Source organism: Methylomonas sp. MK1, from assembly GCF_000365425.1.
GTDB lineage: Bacteria > Pseudomonadota > Gammaproteobacteria > Methylococcales > Methylomonadaceae > Methylomonas.
The window spans coordinates 2,439,202-2,458,243 of the sequence record NZ_AQOV01000001.1 but is presented as its reverse complement, the minus strand read 5'-3'; the positions used below and the strand labels follow the sequence as shown (position 1 = coordinate 2,458,243).

24 protein-coding genes are annotated in these 19,042 nt (G+C 52.1%); 18 read left to right on the top strand and 6 right to left on the bottom strand.

Annotation, left to right across the window (positions count from 1 at the left end; translation table 11 throughout):
- Window positions 1-8: 8 nt before the first annotated feature.
- The 3 genes from G006_RS0111640 to G006_RS0111630 form a co-directional block, all read right to left on the bottom strand.
- The gene (locus tag G006_RS0111640; protein WP_020483361.1) at window positions 9-404 is read right to left on the bottom strand and encodes a hypothetical protein; all 396 of its coding nucleotides are present in this window, start codon (window positions 402-404) and stop codon (window positions 9-11) included.
- A 125-nt stretch (window positions 405-529) separates the two neighbouring features.
- On the bottom strand, window positions 530-2,122 hold the full coding sequence (locus G006_RS0111635) for a SagB/ThcOx family dehydrogenase (RefSeq protein ID WP_020483360.1): 1,593 nt from the start codon (window positions 2,120-2,122) through the stop codon (window positions 530-532).
- 266 nt (window positions 2,123-2,388) lie between these two features.
- Entirely contained in the window at window positions 2,389-2,658 is a 270-nt protein-coding gene (locus G006_RS0111630) for a nitrogen fixation protein NifZ (RefSeq protein ID WP_020483359.1), read from the bottom strand.
- Window positions 2,659-2,854: 196 nt separating this feature from the next.
- On the opposite strand from G006_RS0111630, the gene G006_RS0111620 reads away from it, so the two are divergent.
- From G006_RS0111620 to nifS, 3 genes are read left to right on the top strand one after another with little or no spacing between them, the layout of a single operon-like run.
- Window positions 2,855-3,211: a HesB/IscA family protein gene (locus G006_RS0111620; protein WP_020483357.1), complete on the top strand. Its 357-nt coding sequence runs from the start codon at window positions 2,855-2,857 to the stop codon at window positions 3,209-3,211.
- A gap of 18 nt (window positions 3,212-3,229) precedes the next feature.
- Complete coding sequence (gene nifU, locus G006_RS0111615; RefSeq protein ID WP_020483356.1) at window positions 3,230-4,141, top strand: Fe-S cluster assembly protein NifU; 912 nt, start codon at window positions 3,230-3,232, stop codon at window positions 4,139-4,141.
- Window positions 4,134-5,348, top strand: a complete 1,215-nt coding sequence (nifS, locus tag G006_RS0111610) for a cysteine desulfurase NifS (protein ID WP_020483355.1) — start codon at window positions 4,134-4,136, stop codon at window positions 5,346-5,348. The genes nifU and nifS overlap by 8 nt, the downstream gene beginning before the upstream one ends.
- Window positions 5,349-5,925: 577 nt before the next feature.
- Here the strand turns inward: nifS and G006_RS0111595 are convergent.
- The 3 genes from G006_RS0111595 to G006_RS0111580 all read right to left on the bottom strand — a co-directional run bounded on the left by G006_RS0111595 (window position 5,926) and on the right by G006_RS0111580 (window position 8,331).
- Window positions 5,926-6,555 (bottom strand): PEP-CTERM sorting domain-containing protein, encoded by a 630-nt coding sequence (locus G006_RS0111595; RefSeq protein WP_020483353.1) that lies wholly within the window; start codon window positions 6,553-6,555, stop codon window positions 5,926-5,928.
- A gap of 354 nt (window positions 6,556-6,909) precedes the next feature.
- Window positions 6,910-7,887 (bottom strand): SGNH/GDSL hydrolase family protein, encoded by a 978-nt coding sequence (locus tag G006_RS0111585; RefSeq protein WP_020483351.1) that lies wholly within the window; start codon window positions 7,885-7,887, stop codon window positions 6,910-6,912.
- 156 nt (window positions 7,888-8,043) lie between these two features.
- Window positions 8,044-8,331 carry a hypothetical protein gene (locus G006_RS0111580; protein WP_020483350.1) on the bottom strand — a complete coding sequence of 96 codons (288 nt, stop codon included), beginning with the start codon at window positions 8,329-8,331 and terminating at the stop codon, window positions 8,044-8,046.
- Between the two features lie 69 nt (window positions 8,332-8,400).
- Here G006_RS0111580 and nifV point away from each other — a divergent pair, with 69 nt between their 5' ends.
- The 15 genes from nifV to kdpA all read left to right on the top strand — a co-directional run bounded on the left by nifV (window position 8,401) and on the right by kdpA (window position 19,035).
- Window positions 8,401-9,525, top strand: a complete 1,125-nt coding sequence (gene nifV, locus G006_RS0111575; RefSeq protein ID WP_020483349.1) for a homocitrate synthase — start codon at window positions 8,401-8,403, stop codon at window positions 9,523-9,525.
- Between the two features lie 11 nt (window positions 9,526-9,536).
- The gene (locus tag G006_RS28845; protein ID WP_020483348.1) at window positions 9,537-9,704 is read left to right on the top strand and encodes a hypothetical protein; all 168 of its coding nucleotides are present in this window, start codon (window positions 9,537-9,539) and stop codon (window positions 9,702-9,704) included.
- Window positions 9,704-10,477, top strand: a complete 774-nt coding sequence (cysE, locus tag G006_RS0111565) for a serine O-acetyltransferase (protein WP_020483347.1) — start codon at window positions 9,704-9,706, stop codon at window positions 10,475-10,477. The genes G006_RS28845 and cysE overlap by 1 nt, the downstream gene beginning before the upstream one ends.
- Window positions 10,477-11,016 (top strand): hypothetical protein, encoded by a 540-nt coding sequence (locus G006_RS0111560; protein ID WP_020483346.1) that lies wholly within the window; start codon window positions 10,477-10,479, stop codon window positions 11,014-11,016. The genes cysE and G006_RS0111560 overlap by 1 nt, the downstream gene beginning before the upstream one ends.
- Before the next feature lie 74 nt (window positions 11,017-11,090).
- A complete protein-coding gene (locus G006_RS29370; protein WP_256438917.1) occupies window positions 11,091-11,213 on the top strand; it encodes a hypothetical protein in 123 nt (40 codons plus the stop codon).
- Window positions 11,214-11,218: 5 nt separating this feature from the next.
- The gene (gene nifW / locus G006_RS0111550; protein WP_026146992.1) at window positions 11,219-11,533 is read left to right on the top strand and encodes a nitrogenase-stabilizing/protective protein NifW; all 315 of its coding nucleotides are present in this window, start codon (window positions 11,219-11,221) and stop codon (window positions 11,531-11,533) included.
- Window positions 11,530-12,006 carry a nitrogen fixation protein NifZ gene (locus G006_RS0111545; RefSeq protein ID WP_020483343.1) on the top strand — a complete coding sequence of 159 codons (477 nt, stop codon included), beginning with the start codon at window positions 11,530-11,532 and terminating at the stop codon, window positions 12,004-12,006. The genes nifW and G006_RS0111545 overlap by 4 nt, the downstream gene beginning before the upstream one ends.
- Entirely contained in the window at window positions 12,006-12,860 is an 855-nt protein-coding gene (gene nifM / locus G006_RS0111540) for a nitrogen fixation protein NifM (RefSeq protein WP_020483342.1), read from the top strand. The genes G006_RS0111545 and nifM overlap by 1 nt, the downstream gene beginning before the upstream one ends.
- A gap of 1 nt (window position 12,861) precedes the next feature.
- On the top strand, window positions 12,862-14,163 hold the full coding sequence (gene clpX, locus G006_RS0111535; protein ID WP_020483341.1) for an ATP-dependent Clp protease ATP-binding subunit ClpX: 1,302 nt from the start codon (window positions 12,862-12,864) through the stop codon (window positions 14,161-14,163).
- Between the two features lie 74 nt (window positions 14,164-14,237).
- Window positions 14,238-14,855, top strand: coding sequence for a Grx4 family monothiol glutaredoxin (grxD, locus tag G006_RS0111530; protein ID WP_020483340.1), 618 nt, complete (start codon window positions 14,238-14,240; stop codon window positions 14,853-14,855).
- A 24-nt stretch (window positions 14,856-14,879) separates the two neighbouring features.
- Window positions 14,880-15,410, top strand: a complete 531-nt coding sequence (locus tag G006_RS0111525) for a flavodoxin (protein ID WP_020483339.1) — start codon at window positions 14,880-14,882, stop codon at window positions 15,408-15,410.
- 10 nt (window positions 15,411-15,420) lie between these two features.
- Entirely contained in the window at window positions 15,421-15,861 is a 441-nt protein-coding gene (locus G006_RS0111520; RefSeq protein WP_020483338.1) for a SoxR reducing system RseC family protein, read from the top strand.
- Between the two features lie 453 nt (window positions 15,862-16,314).
- Window positions 16,315-16,476: a hypothetical protein gene (locus tag G006_RS28840; protein ID WP_020483337.1), complete on the top strand. Its 162-nt coding sequence runs from the start codon at window positions 16,315-16,317 to the stop codon at window positions 16,474-16,476.
- 661 nt (window positions 16,477-17,137) lie between these two features.
- On the top strand, window positions 17,138-17,227 hold the full coding sequence (locus tag G006_RS29535) for a potassium-transporting ATPase subunit F (RefSeq protein ID WP_081607927.1): 90 nt from the start codon (window positions 17,138-17,140) through the stop codon (window positions 17,225-17,227).
- Window positions 17,227-19,035, top strand: a complete 1,809-nt coding sequence (kdpA, locus tag G006_RS0111510) for a potassium-transporting ATPase subunit KdpA (protein ID WP_020483336.1) — start codon at window positions 17,227-17,229, stop codon at window positions 19,033-19,035. Before G006_RS29535 ends, kdpA begins: the two co-directional genes overlap by 1 nt.
- Window positions 19,036-19,042 lie beyond the last annotated feature (7 nt).

The window sequence follows — 19,042 nt, the reverse complement described above, 5'->3', positions numbered from 1 at the left end:
GGCCCGGATCAATCAATTTGTTCCAATACCACCGGCTTGGCGCTAAATACTTCGGCAACCAGTTCTAGTTGCGCGGCAAATAGCGGCAGGGTTGGAATTTTCCAGGCTTTGCCGGTGAATTTGGCCAGGATGTTGTTCAGCCAAAGCCGGTCGGAATTGGCGCGGTGAATAATAAAACGATAGGACTCGCCGTCGTTGAATACCGCAAAGTCTTCCAGCGTGACTTCTATGGTGTGCTCCTCGCCGTAAAGCCGGGTCTGCACATAAACCTTACGGGCATCGAGATCGAAATTAAATTGGGTTAACTCCGCGATACCTTTCATGATGATGTTCGCGCCCCAAATGATCAGGGCGTTGGGCGTTAATTTGATGATAAAGCGGATCACGTTGGATTTAAAACTCATGGCGGGCCTTCATATGGTGGCAGGGATAAAGTCATGATTTTAAACATTGTTGGCGGGATTGTTTCGTAAATATTTCAACGCGGTTCGCCCGCTCGCCAAACCCAAGCTAATCGGGCGTTCGCGACCTAATAGCTCAAATGCGTATAGGCCGGAAACGTTTGCAAACGACTGTCTTCCAGCGGTTCGCCGATAGTAAAATGATACAGACTTTGCCAGTCGTTATGCTTTAAACCCAATATGCCATGTACCGCATCGTCGAAGAAGCAGCCGATGCCGGTGCCGCGCACGCCGGCAGCTTCGGCTTCCAAATACAAAATCTGTCCCAGTAGGCCGCTTTCCCAAAATAGCCGGCGATAGCGCCAAGCTTCGGCTTCTACATTCTCGGCAAAATGCGCCAACATGCCTAAGCTAAACGCGCTGTCACTGGCGATGGGTTGGTGGCAGGACAAGGTTTTTGCGGCTTGTCTGACGTTGCCGGCCGTCAGCCGATAAAATTCGAACGGTGCCTCCACCCTTTGCCATTCGTAGTCGGCAGAACAAGCCTGTTTTAATTCCGCCGCCGCATCCGTGGTACGCGGTAGTAAATAAAGGCCCGGTTCCAGACCATCCACCCGATGCACAAATAAGACTATATTGACTTGTGCATCCCAATTCCAGGCGGTAAATGGTGGCTTGGTATTAGGCAGCAGCGCCGCCAGCATTCGATGAAAATCTGCCAAAGGTAGATCCGGCGATTTGCCATTAAAGTGCTGGGCGCTGCGGCGTTGGCGAATCAGGCTGCTGGCAGGGAGGTTGTGGCTGGGCGCCGGTAAATCCAGACTCGGCGGCGCTAACCGTTCAGCAACGGTGGCAGGCTTGATGACCTGGGCGGCAACTTCGTCGATAATCGGCCAGCGATAAAAATGCCGGCCGCTCAACCGCTCGGCTTTCCCAATCCATTCCGCACTTTGGGCAAGCTCCGGCAAATGTGCGGTGGAAAACTCGCCGTCGGCAGTTTGGGTCGCATGCAATCGGCAGAACAAATCCGGTGCTTCGTGTTCGGTAGCGACAAAATCATCGCTGCGGTCCAGTCCCAGCCAGGTGGCGATGTCAGCATCGGCAGTCTCGCCGAGCAACTCTATCGACCAACCCAAGCAAGCGGCAGCGTAACTTAACGCTGCCAAAGCGTGGCCTATATCATGTTGGCAATAGCGAAAGGCCCGTTCGCCGTATTTCCAGGCTTCTCGCCAGTGGACGGATGACAGACCGATATAAACTTCCTTAGTCGCCGTATCGGCCATAAACCTGCTGCGGCGTTCCAGATGATGATCGTGACTAACGTAGTGATACGCGCCTGGTTGTAATAAGTCCCGGTCAGTGCAAAGCAAATAAGCCTCGGTCGGATGCAAGTTGCCGCTGGACGGATTACAGCGCAAGGCCCAGCGGTCCGGACCGAATTGCTTCCAGGCCGACAAACCGAAAGACAATTCCAATAACAGACCCAAATTGGTCAGGTTTAAAGGCAGCCGCTCTATCCGTTCCGGTTTGTCCAAATCAGCGAACAAACAACTTAGTTCGGCGCCAGGCGGCGGCAGTTTCACCGCTTCGCAGCCGCTAAAACGCCGAAACGGATTGGGTTGGTCGTCCCAATCCAACGATTCCGGGCCTTTGGCGTAGGCATTTAATTGATGTTTGGTGCGGTTGTGGTATTGGATAACGGACTCGGAAGGAGTTGGCATGAGTTGGCCTTAATTAAGCTGAGTGTATATTCATTCAAGCACACACCATGCCTCGGCGCATGCAAACCTTTGATTGCGGCGATTCCTGACGCTTGTTGGAAGGCTGCGCGGCGGGACATTGGTGGGCCGGGCACGGCATTCCCACGCGAGAGCGTAGGAATGTTACAAAGCCAGTCGCCACTTGGCCCAGGGCAAACCGCCAATACCTCGGCGGGACGAGACGCTCGGCGGCTAAATCACCCTTTTTAATGGTGGGCGGAATCGGGTTAATGGGTAACCAACTCGTTTTCCGGGACGATCAAGTCTTCGGTCCAGCAACCTATCGGCCGGCCCAGATTTAGATCCTGGTCTTCGAAGCGAACTAAAAAAACCGTGAGTCCAGGATCTTCCTCGACATGTCCTTTCATCACGATCACGCCGCGGGCGCCTTCTTGCGCCAGCACTTCGCCTTCTTCGCTGTCCGGCATACTGCCATCGTCAACAATCGTATGCGCGGCGTACACCACGTCGCCCAAATCCAAATCTTCTACGTTCATGCTGTGCTCCTGTGAGAGTTTTGTAGTAAAGCCGACAAACGCTCTCGGTTTGTTGTGAAACGGCGTGCCGATTAAGGTTGGCCATCTGCCGGCGAGTGAGCAATTTCAGCGGCTTAGCCGAAATTTTCGCGTATGGCATGCTGGTTGCTTTATCTGTTTACAAAATCAATGCCAAACCCGTTCAGGAGACTTAAAGATGATTACATTAACCGAAAGCGCCATTCAAGCCGTGGGCCGTTTTATCAGCAGTTCCGACAAGCCGACCGGTGGGCTGCGCATCGAAGTGACCGATGGCGGTTGTTCTGGTTTGTCTTACGGCATGAAGTTGGAAGCAAAAGAAAATCAAGATGACACTGTCATCGATTGTGGCGCCGTCAAAGTGTTTGTGGACCCGTTGAGCCTGCCCAGCCTGGACGGCATGTCCATCGATTTTGTCGATAGCCTGGAAGGTTCGGGCTTCAAATTTACCAATCCCAACGCGGTTAAAAGCTGTGCCTGCGGATCATCGTTTACCACCGGAGACGCCGGCGGTACACCAAAAACCTGTTCTTAAGAATTCGAGGAAATAGCTATGTGGGATTATTCAGATAAAGTAAAAGATCACTTCTTCAACCCAAAAAATGCCGGCGCGGTTGCGGGTGCTAATGCCATTGGCGAAGTGGGTTCCATCAGTTGCGGCGACGCTTTGCGTTTGACCTTGAAGGTCAACGACGACACTGAAGTGATCGAAGATGCCGGTTTTCAAACCTTCGGTTGTGGCTCGGCGATTGCGTCTTCTTCAGTGCTGACCGAAATCATCAAAGGCCTGACTTTGGACGAAGCTTTGAAAGTGACTAACCAAGACATTGCTGCCGAGTTGGACGGTCTGCCACCTGAAAAAATGCACTGTTCGGTGATGGGGCGCGAAGCGCTGCAAGCCGCTGTTGCCAACTATCGCGGCGAAGAATGGAAAGACGACCATGAAGAAGGCGCCCTGGTCTGCAAATGCTTTGCCATCGATGCCGTGATGATCGAAGAAATGGTCTGGGCCAACAAGTTGCGTACTGTTGAAGACGTGACCAACTACACTAAAGCCGGCGGCGGTTGCGCGGCCTGCCACGAAGACATCGAAGCAATCCTGGAAAAAGTTCTGAAAGAGCGCGGCGAGACTTTCGATCCGAATGCGGCGCCGGTCGCCAAACCCGAGCCTGTGGTTGCCAAAGGCCCGCTGACCAACCTGCAACGCATCAAGAAAATCGAAGAAGTGATCATGTCCTTCCGTCCGCAATTGATGGCCGACGGCGGCGACGTGGAATTAGTGGAAGTGGTCGACAAAACCGCTTACGTCAACATGACCGGCGCTTGCAACGGTTGCCAAATGTCTGCCATGACCATTGCCGGCATTCAGCAACGTTTGATGGAAGTGATGGGCGAATTCATTAAAGTCGTGCCGGCCTCGCAAATGCCGAAACTGGTCACGATTGAGGAGGCCAGTCATGCCTGATATTTATCTGGATAACAACGCGACCACCAAGGTGGACAGCGCGGTGGTCGATGTGATGATCCCTTATTTTACCGAGTACTTTGGTAATCCATCGTCTATCCATCGCTTTGCCGACGGCGTGGCCAAAGCCATCAAGAAGGCGCGCTCGCAAGTACAAGAGTTGATTGGTGCCGAGCACGATTCGGAGATTATTTTCACATCCTGCGGTACGGAATCCGATTCGACGGCAATCTTGTCGGCGATCAAGGCCCAGCCCAATCGTAAGGAAATCATCACCACCTCGGTGGAACATCCGGCTATTTTGGCTTTGTGCGAAAACCTGGAGAAAGAGGGCTACACGATACACCGCATGCCGGTGGACAAATGCGGCCGCTTGAATCTGGAAGCTTACAAAAACCTGTTATCCGACGAAGTGGCGATTGTGTCGGTGATGTGGGCGAACAACGAAACCGGCACCATCTTTCCGGTGGTGGAAATGGCCGAAATGGCCAATGCGGCCGGCGTGATGTTCCATACCGATGCGGTGCAGGCGGTTGGCAAGATTCCGATGATGCTGCAAGACACCAAGATCGATATGTTGTCGATTTCCGGCCACAAATTGCATGCACCGAAAGGTATAGGTGTGTTGTATCTGCGCCGCGGTACCCGTTTTCGTCCGTTATTACGCGGCGGTCATCAAGAGCGCGGTCGTCGGGCCGGTACTGAAAATACCGCGTCGATTGTCGGCTTGGGTAAAGCCTGCGAACTGGCGCTGGAGCACATGGAATACGAAAACGTGCAGGTCAAAGCCATGCGCGACCGGCTGGAGCAAGGTATCATTGCCGCCGTGCCGCACTGCTTTATCACCGGCGATTTGAACAACCGCTTGCCCAATACCACGGACATTGCTTTCGAATATATCGAGGGCGAAGCGATTTTGATGCTGTTGAACAAAGCGGGAATCGCGGCTTCCAGCGGTTCGGCGTGTACCTCGGGTTCTCTGGAGCCTTCGCACGTGATGCGGGCGATGGACATTCCTTACACCGCCGCGCACGGTACTATCCGCTTTTCCTTCTCGCGCTATAACACTATGAGCGAAGTCGACGAAGTGCTGAAAGTGATGCCAAGCATTGTCGCCACTTTGCGGAAACTGTCGCCTTATTGGGATAGCGTGAACAATTGCCCGGTTGCCGACCCTGAGCAGGCTTTCCAGCCCACGTACGCGTAAAGATCTTTGCAGTTAATCGACGCTCCCGCTTTTGCGGGAGCGTCTTGTTTAAAGCCCGCCATAAACTCTGTTTACTATCCGGTAAAACCACTGCGGTCTACTCAGGATGATCACAAATGCGACAACCGGTGTCACCGGTACCGGCGCAATATCGACAATGAATAATCCCAATAGGCTTAAAAAGCACTTGGTTCTGCTCTGTCTGGTTTGTTCGACGGAATAGGTCGGGAATATATCGGCGGGTGCGCCGGCGTTGGCGTATATATTCTCAATTAAGGTCCTAAACCAGCGCGGCCGCAGCGCAACCACATACATACCTATCAAGCAACCCGGTGAAACGGGCCCGAAGCCTATGATTGCAAACAAGGAAAACACGGCAAGGCATTTTATTTGGAATGAATTCATAAAGCATACTGGGTATGAAAAAAAATTAAGATTAATATCAATAGCTTATAATATAATTATCGCTCGTAAACTAAATGGGAATAGCTGTGGTTGTTGCGCTACGCCTCCCTAGACGGTTAACAAAAAAGGCGGTTGTTTAACCGCCTTTTCTGGATTTGGACGAGCTATTTGATCAAACTTTCCGGGTTTTTCTGGTAAGACCCAGACCGGCTAATGCGGTGCCGAACAACCACACGGCGCCTGGTAGAGGAACGGCGGCAACGGTAAAGTTGATATTGTTAATGCCGTTGTTCCAGTCGGTTCCCAATATAATATTTAGCGAATGTGCGGTCAGGTTGGGTGAAAAAGTCTGTGCAGCGAAACGAGAAACCTCGTAGGGCCCGTAATTGACCAGAATATTGGAAAAATCATTGCCATCGACCACTCGGAAATCAGTAGCAGTCAATGTGGAGTTAACGGCTCCCGTTGGATATGCCGCAACGTCGAAACTATTAAGGGTTACAGATTGATTAGGATTAACCGCAGTCAGCGTGATGCTTAAAAGCAAGCCGCTGGTATGGGCAAACGCTGCGGTATTGAGGTCTGCGTATCCGTCATTCCACAACAAAACATCTGCATAGGCCACCGAGCCGTCCGGGTTCAAGCTTGAGTAAGATACTGTCACATCAGCTGTAGAGCCATATCCAGCAAGAATTGGATCATAATCGTTAAAGGGCTGTAAGGCATCGAAATTAATTATGGCTGCCTGAGAGTCAAATGCGGCGGCAATCAGAATGAGTGGATAAATTTTTTTGGATAACATCTAAAAACTCCTTCAATCTTTGTGTAAGTTAAGTCTATCGATTCACTGCAATCCGGCAAAAGTAGGCACAGTTTTTGGTTCACTAAACAGTTCAGCAAACAACGGGCCATTTTTAATTGTTTCTTTAATGTTGGTTTTATTCAACGGCTTAGTGGCGGCTTTCTGTCGAAATTCTATACGTAGGTACTTTAAAGGCCGGGTTATGTAAATAAAGCTGACACTGTTGGCGAGGGGCAATATTTCGACTGCATCGATTAAACGCTATTTCCGGAACACGCCAATATTTTCCCGGTTTGCAAACACTGGAAAAGGGGAAAACAGCGAAAGGATTGGCTGCGTTCCCCACGCTTTGACTTACGCCGGACGGCGTTTGCCGAAAAGCAAGCCTATTACTCCACTGATCAAGAACACAATGGAGCCAGGCAGCGGTACCTGGCTGACTACCGCGCCGGCAAATAGCGCATGCACTTGTGTAGTGGGATGGAAATCGTCCCAAAACACTCGGCCAGCCGGATCGGCACAAACATCCGGCAAACTTACGCAGGCTTCGGTGCTATTAGTAAATCCGTAAGCGGTCGGGTTCTGAACCAGATTATTAAAAAAACTATAAGAATCGAATTGCACGATTTGCGTGTCGGGGAACAGCGTGGACAAGGTACCGAGTTTGTCCGCCAACTCTTGGTTGAATTCTAGGGAATAGTTTTGTGCTGCCGCTGTGGCGATTGGAGGTAGTGATTGCGCAAAGGGTGTAATGCTCAAATCCGGTAAATTCGGCACCACGATGTGTTGCGCGCCAATGCCGATTAACGCGCCGACGTAGCCGGCGATATTCCGTGCTGCCAATGTCGCGGAATCGCCGGTCAAAAAATCATTGGCTCCAGCCCATACAAAAAACAGCGAGTCAGGGGTGACGGCGTTGGTATAGCTCGATGAAAAAAGGCCTAATTGTTGCGTCATGCCAGGCGCGAATTTCGTGCCTAAGCTGGTTTGGCTGCCGCCATCGCCCTCATTGCCTATCCCCGTGGTCGAACCGGCGACCGCGAAATTAAAGAAATTGCCGGCATTCCCGCCACCCGAAAGAACCGAGTTGGCTAAATACTCCACGGCGGTCGGGCCGTTGCTAATGCGCCCTTGATAATAGGTCGGGCATGGGTGGTTCGGATCGCATTGCCCGGCCAGATTGTAAGCACTCAATACCGAGGACGCGCTAGATCCGCTGTCGGAGAGGCTATCCCCGAAAACGAATATATTTGCAAAAGGCGTAGCGCCAGCTTGGCTGCTTGCCAGGAAAAACGTGAAAAATAGCGCGAGAGCATAGGGTTTCTTCGTCATGTCTATCTCCAGTGAGTTATGTATGAATCTACAAGACTTAGTAAATAAAGCCCCTCGCTGCTTAAGCCAAGATCCGGGAAGCTCAATATGTTTAAGTCGCGTTTGTAGCAGTGCATTGGCGTGCTTCTCCGCGCTTTAAATAAGGTACGCGTTCCGTCAAAACGCCCGAATCGGTACCTTGTGCGCTATCTCAACAATCGCCACCGAATTGAGACGGTGCCAGCGTAACCCAGGCTTAGCGTTCTCGGCAACTTCTAACGCTTTAGCCGTGTTGCGGGCCTTTTCTTGTGCATGTGGACCGACGGATTTGCCTATGTGTTGATCGATTGTCGCATTTCTGACAATTTCGTCTTCAACTATTGGGATTGTCTTGTCGGCATTGCGCCAACCCCTCGTTCCAACCCTTAAATCTCCGCAGTTTTTCAGTTGGCAAGTCTTTTGCATTAGTCCTATCGAAGGCGTTATTCACGCACCGGTTTTCAAGTATTTAACTTTGCGACTCAAGGTTCCACCATGAAAAGCAACTCCCGCACCATCATCATCGACGACACTACGCTCCGCGACGGCGAACAATCGGCCGGCGTAGCGTTCTCGCTGGCGGAAAAGTTGGCGATTGCCGCACAGTTGTCCGCGTTGGGTGTGCCTGAATTGGAGATTGGAATTCCGGCCATGGGCGCACAGGAACGGGACGAAATCAAAGCCATCGCTGCGTTAAAACTGCCCAGCAATTTATTGGTGTGGTCCAGAATGCGCGATGACGATTTGCAGCATTGTCTGGGTTTGGGCGTAACCAGTATCGATCTGTCCATTTCCGCTTCCGACCAACACATTCAACACAAACTCAAACAAAGCCGGGCCTGGGTGCTGGCCACCATCGAACGCTGTGTGAAAACTGCGGTCGATGCCGGTATGCAGGTGTGCGTGGGTGCCGAAGATGCGTCCCGCGCCGACAGCGATTTTCTGGCTTTGATGGCCGAAGCCGCGCAAGCAGCCGGCGCCTGCCGGATCCGCTTTGCCGATACGGTCGGCATCATGGAGCCGTTCGGTGTATTCGAAGCCATTCGCAAACTGCGGGCCGTCACCGATATGGACATCGAAATGCATGCCCACGACGATTTGGGTTTAGCAACCGCCAACACGCTGGCTGCGGCGTTCGCCGGCGCGACCCATGTTAATACCACGGTAAACGGTTTGGGCGAACGGGCCGGTAATGCAGCTTTGGAAGAAGTAGTCGTAGGCTTGAAGCAACTGTACGGTTTCGAAACCGGCGTGGATTTGCGTAATTTCCCAATGCTGTCGCATCAAGTAGCCACGGCTTCCGGCGACACGATAGGTAGCCGAAAAAGCCTGATCGGCCGCGATGTGTTCAGCCACGAAGCCGGCATCCATGTCGACGGTTTGCTGAAAGACCCCAACAATTATCAAGGCGTCGATCCTGCTCTGGTAGGCCGCAGCCACCAACTGGTGCTGGGCAAGCATTCCGGCAGTCAGGGCGTGATGCACGCTTATAAACAACTGGGCATCCAAATTAACCGCTGGCAGGCCGGCCGCCTGCTGCCGCTGATTCGCGAGTTTGTCAGTCTTAACAAACGCGCACCGCAATCGACCGATTTAAATCAATTTTTACATAGCCTATAGCGAGGTGTCCGATGAGTAGCAATCGTCAAAAACCAGCCGTGCCCAGCACTGCCAAAGTAGACGTACCACAGCACAATACGGCTCAAAACGAGCTGCAGGATGATCGTTATCCCGGTACTTTCTTCCGGGTGCCTGGCGTGCCGATGCCCGGCAAAACCACCTGGAGCTTGGCAAAATGATGTTCTTCTCGCCGTCGCGTCCAAGCGTTGCGTTTGGACTCTGGCAAGACTGGCGCGACGATGTGGCCTGCGTGTTTGCCCGAGACCCGGCGGCACGCGGTTTGCCGGAAGTATTACTGGCATATCCGGGGGTGCACGCAGTGTTGCTGCACCGGGTAACCAATCGCTTGTGGCATGCGGATTGGAAGTTGACGGCGCGTTTACTGGCGGCTTTTGCCCGCTGGCTGACCAATGTCGATATTCATCCGGGCGCGACGATAGGCAAACGCTTTTTTATCGATCACGGCGCCGGCGTGGTGATCGGCGAAACCGCCGAGATCGGTAACGACGTGACCATGTACCACGGGGTCACCTTGGGCGGCACTACCTGGAACAAGGAAAAACGCCATCCCACATTGGGCAATAACGTGTTAATCGGTGCCGGCGCCAAGATACTCGGCGCGATCACGCTGGGCGACAACGTCCGTGTCGGCGCGAATTCGGTGGTGATAAAAGACGTGCCGCCTTGCTGCACCGTCATCGGTATTCCCGGCCGGATCATTCAGCAAAAAGGCTTGAAGATTCAAGATCCGCGCGGTATCGATCTGGATCACCATCTGGTGCCGGACCCGGTCGGAAAAGCGCTGAGTTGTTTAGTTGACCGCCTGGATGAGCTGGAAAGTAACCAAAAACGTTTTGTAGTGGCGGAAGAGACTTGCGGCAGTTGCGAAGCGGAAGGCGTCTGTCACGGTGAAGATCTAGTGGTACTGAAACAAGCGGCGGGCGGTAAGTGATGGAAATGGATCTGTTGCAATTCGACGCCAAGGACCTGTACTACGAGAAGGCCGACAGCCAAGAAGTGGAGGACTTGATCCAATACGCTTCCGAACTTTACGCCACGGGCGAAGCGGAACTGCCGCTATTACAAGCTTACTTGCGGGCACCGGAATCCTTGAATGTGCTGGTGTCGTTGAATCGATTTTATTACTACCAGCATCGCTTGGCCGAAGCTTTGTTGATTTCCGAGAGAGCGTTGGAGCTGATTCGCCCCGGCATCGATTTCCCGGAAGATTGGCGGCAATTGGAAAGAGAGCATATCAGCGAAGCGCCGAAAGACTTGCTGACCCGGATCAGGCTGTATTTGTTTACGTTGAAATCGATCGGTTTTTTGAACATGCGTTTGGAGAACCTGGAACTGAGCAAGGCGATTTTTGAAAAATTGGTGTCATTGGATGACAAAGACCGGATCGGTGCACGCGGCTTGCTGGAGTTAGTCGTGCGTCGTCAAGAAGCGGCAGAAGGCATTTTCCGGATGCCGGAAGTTTTCGGGTAGGCATCGCCCACTAGTCAGATGCAAACGATAAGTGATGTTTGTTGTTCCGCGCAATTAACCTAAAGGTGATCGCCATGATGAAGAAACAAAAATCCGATCCATTTTTGGCCCAAACAGCTGTGATGCTGGTGGTTTTATTAGTGGTGTACGCATTGGGAGAACAACCTGCCAATCTTGATCACCTGATGATGAGGTAATGACGATGAGTTTAGAAGAAGATATGGAAGAGCTGGAGGCCGCGGAAGATTTTCTGCGGTATTTCGAGCTGGAATACGATACTACCGTCGTCCACGTCAACCGGCTACATATCCTGCAGCGCTTCCACAATTATCTGAGTCAAGCCGGCGAGAACATGCCGGAAGACGAAGATGCGCAACGGGAAGTCTACAAAAAGCTGCTGCATCGGGCTTACAGCGACTTCGTGGACTCCGACGCACAGACCGAAAAAGTATTTAAGGTCTTTAAGATGATGGAGCCGCAAACCGTGTTTGTTTCCCTAGGGGATATTAAAACATGATAGACGAACGTTACGATGAAGAGCGCTTCGAATTCGGCGAGCGTGTTAGGCTGACACGTAACGTCCGCAACGATGGCACCTATCCGGGCATGGATGTCGGCGACTTTTTGCTGCGCCGGGGTAGTGTCGGCAACGTGATTGAAGTGGGCACTTTCTTGCAAGATCAAGTGATCTACACCGTACATTTTTTGGATGCGGGACGCATGGTAGGCTGCCGGGCCGAAGAATTGATCCCGGCCGATGCGCCCTGGAACCCAAGCCGTTTCGAGTTCCGCGACCAGGTGGTGTGCACGATAGACATCCCCACCCAAGAGGGCAGTTACCCCGCCGGCACCCAAGGTGAAATCCTGAAAGTATTGCGGGACAGCGATCCCATGCTCTACCACGTGCGTTTTCCGGGTAAAACCATGCAGGTACCCGAGAGCGTGCTGGAGCCGGCGGACCCGGCTACGTTTAAAGAACCGGAGGCATAATGATGAGCCAGACGTCGATAGAGCCTTACACCCTGTTGCGCGCCGCCTTGAGCCTGTTCCAGAAGGCGCCGGCCGAGTTGGAGCAACTGCAATTGCGCCAGGTGGAAGTGCAAGCCAAAAACGAATACGAAATCGAAGGCCGAGTATTGAATTCGGCCGAAGCGACTGGTGTGGTGATTTCCGATACGGAACTGGACAGAGCTTATAAGGAAGTGCGCGGCCGCTTCGAAGACGAAGATGCATTTCTTGCGGCGCTGAGCGCCAACGATTTAGATATTGAAAAACTCAAAGCCGCCTTATATCGGCAGTGCAAAGTGGATGCGGTGATGGATAGAGTGGCGGCTCGCGCGCCCAAGGTCAACGAGGTGGAAATCGGGATTTTCTACCACTCTCACCCGGAAAAATTTCACAAACCCGAAACGCGTCAGGCCCGACATATCTTGATCAGTATCAATCCGGATTATCCGGACAATACCCGCGAGGCAGCCTGGGCGCGAATTAATGAGATCGCCGGCACCTTGAAGCGTAAGCCGCATAAATTCGCTGATCTGGCGCTGAAATATTCGGAATGTCCGACGGCGGTGCAGGGCGGCGAAGTGGGTACAGTAGCCAAAGGTACCTTGTTTCCGGAGCTGGATGCGGTATTGTTCAGTTTGAAAGAAGGCGCCATCAGCGATGTGGTGGAAACCGAGATGGGCTTTCATGTGATTCATTGCATGAAAGTAATCCTCGCCGAAACCATGTCCTTAAAAAAAGCGACACCGAAGATTCAGCAGATCATGCAGGATCGTTACCGCAGAAATTGCCAGCGTACGTGGCTGGCCAGTCTGCCCGCAGTCAACAGGAGTGCCTAACATGGTAAAAGAACCCAAGCATTGTTCGTTTTGCGGTATCGAAGCGTCGGCGGCAGTGCCGATGATCGCCGGCACGGAAGGCTACATCTGCGAAGCTTGCGTGATGTTGGCCAGCCAGGTGGTATCCAGCTGGGGCAAGAAAAAAGAATTAGCCGATATGCAAGGGCCCCTGCCCAAGCCGGCGGAAATGAAAGCCATGCTCGATCAGTATGTGATCGGTCAGGATTTGGCTAAGGAAATTTTGTCGGTAGCGGTGTATAACCACTACAAACGTTTGAAAAACGTCAGCCGCAAAGCCGGCGGTCTGGGCGAGTCCGATGACAGCGTGGAAATCGGTAAATCCAATATCTTGATGATCGGTCCCTCAGGCACCGGTAAAACCTTGCTGGCCAGTACGCTGGCAAAAATTGTCGGTGTGCCGTTTGCCGTCGCTGATGCGACGACCTTGACTCAAGCCGGTTACGTCGGCGACGACGTCGAAAATATCCTGGTGCGCTTGCTGGACGTGGCCGACGGCCAGATCAGCAGAGCGGAGTGGGGCATGGTTTACATCGATGAAGTAGACAAGATTGCCCGCAGCCCGGAGCAAGCCTTCGGTACTCGCGACGTCTCCGGCGAGGGCGTGCAGCAAGCTTTGTTGCGACTGGTGGAAGGCTCGCAAGTCAAAGTCTCCGCCAAGGGCCGGCGTAAGGATCACAGCGGTAACGACTCGGTGATGATCGACACCAGCAATATATTGTTTATTGCCGGTGGGGCGTTTCCGGGCTTGGAAAAGCATGTCGAAAAACGTTTGTTGCCGCCGAAAACCGCTATCGGTTTCCATGCCGAAGTCAGCAATCCCGACGACAAACCGACGCTGGAAGCGATGTTAAACGCCACGCAGCCCGACGATTTGAAACGCTTTGGCTTGATCCCGGAATTTATCGGCCGCTTCCCGGTACTGGCACCGTTGGAGCCGTTGGACGTGGACGCCTTGATTCAAGTCTTGACCGAACCGAAAAACGCCTTGGTCAAACAATACCAACATCTGTTTGCCTTCGACGATGTCGAGCTGGAGTTCACCCAGGATGCGTTGGCGGAAATCGCCGAAAAAGCCATCGCCCGCAACACCGGCGCCAGAGGCCTACGCGGCATCATGGAGCACGTTTTGCGCCGCACCATGTTCGATTTACCCTCCAGGCCCGACGTCGAGCGCTGCATCGTGAATGCCGAGGTGATACGCGGTGAAGCGGAAATTGAAGTGGTGCCGCGCGACAAACCTACTGACGGTGATGATTTGAAACGCTTATCGGGCGGGGAATAATTTTGGCGGCCGGGCTGCGCAAGCTGAAGCCCAGCCGTTGCATTGAAAAGTTTTAGTTAATCGAGAAACCTACTATGAGCGTTAAAGAAAAAATCTTGCAACAACTTGCCGAAAATCCGGTGATTATTTATATGAAAGGCGTGCCTAGCGCTCCGGAATGCGGTTTTTCCGCGAAGACTGTCGGCATCTTGAATGAAACCAAGATTCCTTACGCTTATGTCAACGTCTTGCAAGCGCCGTTCATCCGCGAAAAACTGCCGTCCATTTCCAAATGGCCGACGTTTCCGCAAGTGTTCATCAAAGGCGAATTGGTCGGCGGCGCCGACATCGTCGAGTCCATGTACAAGGACGGAACTCTGTTACCGCTGTTGCAAGCGACAGTGCAGCCCGCCGAGAATGCGGACGCCAGTCAAACCATTACCCATTCCGAAGTGGAAGCCTTGATTCTGGCCTCTTATCCGGGAGCGACCATAGGCATTGAAGGTGCGGGTTGCGACTTAAACATCACAGTGGTCAGCGAATTGTTCGCTGACCAACCTATGATCAAACAACATCAAGGCGTTATGGCGACTTTGAGCGTGCCGCTGGCTTCCGGCCGTTTGCATGCCGTCACTCTGAAGACTCATACGCCTGAAGCTTGGGCCGCGCTCCAGCCGGCGGCCAATCCGGGCTTACTGCAAATTCAAATCTGATCTAGTTAACAAGGAGACAACACTATGGCAAAAGTAGGCATTTTTTTCGGAACCGATACCGGCAACACGCGTAAAGTGGCCAAAACCATTGCTACGAAGTTGGGCGATGCAGCCGACAAACCGGTCAATATCAACAAAGCCTCCGTGGACGATTTGTTGGCCTATGATGTATTGATCGTCGGTTCGCCCACCTACGGTGAAGGCGAATTACCGGGCATGAGCGCCGGACACGATAACGAGAGCTGGGAAGAGTTTTTACCAACGCTGGCTGGCGCCGATTTCTCCGGCAAAACCGTGGCTATTTACGGTTTGGGCGACCAGGAAGGTTATCCCGGCAATTTCGTCGATGCCTTGGGCTTTTTATATGACGCCTTTGCCGACGCTGGCGCGACCATCGTCGGCATGACCAGCAGCGAAGGTTACACCTTTAAAAAGTCCAAAGCGCTGTTGGGCGACCAATTCGTCGGTTTGGCCTTGGACGAAGATAACCAGAAAGAACTGAGCGAAGGCAGGCTCAGCGCTTGGCTGGATTCGATTTCCTCCGCCTGGGCTTGATAGGCGAGCCATGATCGAAGAAGCGGCCGTCGTTACCCGCGTTAGCGATGGTCGCACTTGGATTAAAAGTCTGCAAACCAGTGCTTGCAGCGGCTGTGCGCAACATCAGTCCTGCGGCACGGCCACGCTGGCAAAAGTCCTCCCCAAACGCGAGTTTCCAGTCGATTGCGATTTAACATTGCAAGCCGGCGATCATGTGATGGTGGCGATAGACGATGGTCAACTGCTGCTCACATCGTTGCTACTCTACCTGGTGCCGTTGGTTTTTATGCTGGTTGGTGTGGGCCTGGCCGAAGCCTGGCTACCCGAGCCATATAATACCGATTACCTACCCGAAGTGGCGTTAACAACATTGCTGGCGGGCTTTTGGTTGATCAATCGCAGTCAAAATCTGTTACTGCTCCACCTTTGTTTTAAGCCGCAAATTGTCAAGAAACTCGGTAACGAGTGATTTTTCGCTTGTTGATACCGGTTGCGATAAAACCCGTCACCCATTCCGATACAAAGGCAGCTAGATTTTGAATGCCTCGGATCGGCCATTTCGGCATATTCAAGACTCTATTTCACTCTCTCCAGGACCATATGCTCTGCGACTCTGCCAACAACCCAAGAGTCGAAGTCCAAAAATTCATGCCCTAAATTTCAATCGGGTACACGCGAACTAGGCGAACGGTTTTATTGGCATTGGTAGGCAAAGAACACAGCAGTCAATCAAATTTTACATTCTCTTTATAAGCAAGCTACTGATTTTTACGATCTTTTTATTCGTCTTTCTGTAAATTAAGCAACATGCAATTAAGGACAATTGCTTAAATCGGTGAAGGGATACGTTTTATATTTTACTAACTGCTATCGATGAACATTGTGTTCTATTATCGACGGCGGTGGTCCTTTAGGGGGCAAAATGAACAAATCGAACAATTTATACAGAGACATTTTTACCGGCATTACCTTTACAGCGGGTATGTTTGTGTTTATGTCCGGCGAATTCATTATTTCTACCATGCTGTTTTGTCTGGCTAGCATCTCCAGTAATCTCGATTTCGGTTCATCGCTCCGCGCTTGACTTCTAGTCATGCTCAACATCGTTAACCCTTAGGTAATGCCATTTGGTAACAGCATTGCCGCGGCAAGCTTTCTCGTAATCAATTCATTGAAGGCTATTTTAATAGGCGGGACCAGATCACTTAGCAGAGCGCCTTATTAACTTTCAAAAATAGGTATTGCGAGTAAATATCGTTTTTTTGCTATTCATGGCAGCAGTTAGGGGCGTGACAGCGTTGGGGATGATCACGTAAACATCACAACAATTCACAGGTTATTGATGGTGGTCTGGCTTGATCACAAACTGCTTTTCACCTGGAACACAGGTTTCACGTTCCTGATTTCATGTTGGCTCCTGCTTGTCGGTCAGCAGCAACACTGCGGATTGACCTCTGCCCCTTTTCCTAGGTGAAGGGGCCTTTTTTGTCCTGAAAATCTGTCCACAGTTTCGGCTACATTTATTTTTATATTTCCTTTATATCGGGCATGGATATTTTTACGACTTTTTTATCGATCAATCTGTACATTGTTTAACTGGCGATCAGGGGCGATTGCAAGGTTGAGTTTTTTCACTTTTTTCAAGAGGTCATGTAGATGGACATGGTGTATTTGCTATTAACAGCGGCGTTCTTTGTCGCGACGGCGTTATTGATCGCTGGTTGCGAAGCATTAAGGGGGCAATCATGAGCTGGATTTATCTTTTGAGCGGAGGACTGACTCTTGCTGTGTTCGTCTATTTACTGGTCGCGTTGTTTTATCCGGAGAAATTCTGATGACTGGTCAAGGTTTTTTACAGATTGCTATTTACGTCATCGCCCTGGTGGCGCTGGCCAAGCCTTTGGGCATTTATATGGCGCGGGTTTATCAAGACGAATCGGTGGGATTGAACCGTTGGTTCGCCGGGATTGAGCGACTGTTCTATCGTCTGAGCGGCGTCAAACCCGAACAAGAGATGCGTTGGACCCAATACGCGCTGGCGATGCTGGCGTTCAATCTGTTTGGTTTGTTGGCGGTTTATTGCTTACAACGTTTCCAAGACGTGTTGCCGCTAAACCCCCAAACGCTGCCGGCTGTGACGCCGGACTCTTCGTTCAACACCGCCGTCAGTTTCGCCACCAACACCAACTGGCAGGGTTATAGCGGCGAAGCGACGATGAGTTATCTGACCCAGATGCTGGGTTTGTCGGTACAAAACTTTGTCTCCGCCGCCAGCGGCATGGCGGTACTGGTGGCTCTGATTCGTGGCTTCGTGCGCCGTAACAGCAACAGCATCGGTAACTTCTGGGTGGATATGACACGCAGTACGTTATACATCCTGCTACCGTTGTCGTTGGTGTTGGCGCTGGTATTGGTCGGACAAGGCGTGGTGCAAACTTTTAATCCCTACCAAACGGTTAATTTGCAAGAAACAGTCAGCTACTCGGCGCCGAAATTGGATGCTGACGGTAAGGCCTTGTTGGATGCCGAGGGCAAGCCGGTGACTGAAACGCTGCAAACGCAACAACAAACCTTGGCATTGGGACCTGCTGCATCGCAAATCGCTATTAAACAATTGGGCACCAATGGCGGCGGTTTCTTCAATGTCAACTCCGCTCATCCGTATGAAAATCCCACACCGCTTTCCAATTTTCTGGAAATGCTGGCGATCCTGCTGATTCCGGCCGCGCTGTGCTACACCTTCGGGCTGATGGTGGGAGACACTCGCCAGGGCTGGACGATATTGGGTGCCATGACGCTGGTGTTTGTCGCCTTGATCTTTGTCACTGTACCGGCCGAGCAAAGCGGCAACCCGGCGTTAACTGCCTTGGGTGTTGATCAAACTGTATCGGCACAGCAGCCCGGCGGCAATATGGAGGGCAAAGAAGCGCGCTTCGGCATCGTCAACTCCGGCTTGTGGGCGGTGGCAACCACGGCCGCTTCCAATGGATCGGTTAACTCGATGCACGACTCCTTCACGCCACTCGGCGGCATGGTACCCATGTGGCTGATGCAATTGGGTGAAGTGATCTTTGGCGGTGTCGGTTCCGGTCTGTACGGCATGATCGTGTTTGCCATCGTCGCGGTGTTTATCGCCGGCTTGATGATAGGTCGCACCCCGGAATACCTCGGTAAAAAGATCGAAGCCTATGAGATGAAAATGGCCGCCATCATTATTCTGATACCCCCTTTGATGGTATTGGGCGGTACCGCAGTGACACTGATGCTGGACGCCGGCAAAGCCTCCATCTTCAACCCCGGCGCCCATGGTTTCAGCGAAGTGTTATACGCCTACTCCTCGGCGGGCAACAACAACGGCAGCGCCTTTGGCGGTCTGTCAGCCAACGTACCGTTCTATAACTTCATGCTGGGTCTGGCGATGCTGTTCTCTCGCTATTGGTTGATGATTCCGGTATTGGCGATTGCCGGCTCCTTGGCGGCTAAAAAGACTGTGCCGGTTGGTCCCGGTACGCTGCCGACTCATACCCCATTGTTTGCCGTTTTATTAATCATCACTGTGTTGATGGTCGGCGCACTGACCTTCGTCCCGGCACTGGCTTTGGGGCCTATCGTCGAGCATTTGCAAATGATCGGTCATCAATAATTTCAGG

Bases quoted from the DNA above. Each gene is read 5' to 3' on its own strand.
- G006_RS0111580 (WP_020483350.1), bottom strand. From the start codon at position 8,331: ATGCAAAAGACTTGCCAACTGAAAAACTGCGGAGATTTAAGGGTTGGA.
- kdpA (WP_020483336.1), top strand. From the start codon at position 17,227: ATGACTGGTCAAGGTTTTTTACAGATTGCTATTTACGTCATCGCCCTG.
- G006_RS0111635 (WP_020483360.1), bottom strand. From the start codon at position 2,122: ATGCCAACTCCTTCCGAGTCCGTTATCCAATACCACAACCGCACCAAA.
- nifS (WP_020483355.1), top strand. From the start codon at position 4,134: ATGCCTGATATTTATCTGGATAACAACGCGACCACCAAGGTGGACAGC.
- grxD (WP_020483340.1), top strand. From the start codon at position 14,238: ATGAGCGTTAAAGAAAAAATCTTGCAACAACTTGCCGAAAATCCGGTG.
- clpX (WP_020483341.1), top strand. From the start codon at position 12,862: ATGGTAAAAGAACCCAAGCATTGTTCGTTTTGCGGTATCGAAGCGTCG.
- G006_RS0111585 (WP_020483351.1), bottom strand. From the start codon at position 7,887: ATGACGAAGAAACCCTATGCTCTCGCGCTATTTTTCACGTTTTTCCTG.
- G006_RS0111525 (WP_020483339.1), top strand. From the start codon at position 14,880: ATGGCAAAAGTAGGCATTTTTTTCGGAACCGATACCGGCAACACGCGT.
- G006_RS0111560 (WP_020483346.1), top strand. From the start codon at position 10,477: ATGGAAATGGATCTGTTGCAATTCGACGCCAAGGACCTGTACTACGAG.
- G006_RS0111640 (WP_020483361.1), bottom strand. From the start codon at position 404: ATGAGTTTTAAATCCAACGTGATCCGCTTTATCATCAAATTAACGCCC.
- G006_RS0111520 (WP_020483338.1), top strand. From the start codon at position 15,421: ATGATCGAAGAAGCGGCCGTCGTTACCCGCGTTAGCGATGGTCGCACT.
- G006_RS28845 (WP_020483348.1), top strand. From the start codon at position 9,537: ATGAGTAGCAATCGTCAAAAACCAGCCGTGCCCAGCACTGCCAAAGTA.
- nifW (WP_026146992.1), top strand. From the start codon at position 11,219: ATGAGTTTAGAAGAAGATATGGAAGAGCTGGAGGCCGCGGAAGATTTT.
- G006_RS0111595 (WP_020483353.1), bottom strand. From the start codon at position 6,555: ATGTTATCCAAAAAAATTTATCCACTCATTCTGATTGCCGCCGCATTT.
- G006_RS0111620 (WP_020483357.1), top strand. From the start codon at position 2,855: ATGATTACATTAACCGAAAGCGCCATTCAAGCCGTGGGCCGTTTTATC.
- G006_RS28840 (WP_020483337.1), top strand. From the start codon at position 16,315: ATGAACAAATCGAACAATTTATACAGAGACATTTTTACCGGCATTACC.
- nifM (WP_020483342.1), top strand. From the start codon at position 12,006: ATGATGAGCCAGACGTCGATAGAGCCTTACACCCTGTTGCGCGCCGCC.
- G006_RS0111545 (WP_020483343.1), top strand. From the start codon at position 11,530: ATGATAGACGAACGTTACGATGAAGAGCGCTTCGAATTCGGCGAGCGT.
- cysE (WP_020483347.1), top strand. From the start codon at position 9,704: ATGTTCTTCTCGCCGTCGCGTCCAAGCGTTGCGTTTGGACTCTGGCAA.
- G006_RS29370 (WP_256438917.1), top strand. From the start codon at position 11,091: ATGATGAAGAAACAAAAATCCGATCCATTTTTGGCCCAAACAGCTGTG.
- G006_RS29535 (WP_081607927.1), top strand. From the start codon at position 17,138: ATGAGCTGGATTTATCTTTTGAGCGGAGGACTGACTCTTGCTGTGTTC.
- nifU (WP_020483356.1), top strand. From the start codon at position 3,230: ATGTGGGATTATTCAGATAAAGTAAAAGATCACTTCTTCAACCCAAAA.
- nifV (WP_020483349.1), top strand. From the start codon at position 8,401: ATGAAAAGCAACTCCCGCACCATCATCATCGACGACACTACGCTCCGC.
- G006_RS0111630 (WP_020483359.1), bottom strand. From the start codon at position 2,658: ATGAACGTAGAAGATTTGGATTTGGGCGACGTGGTGTACGCCGCGCAT.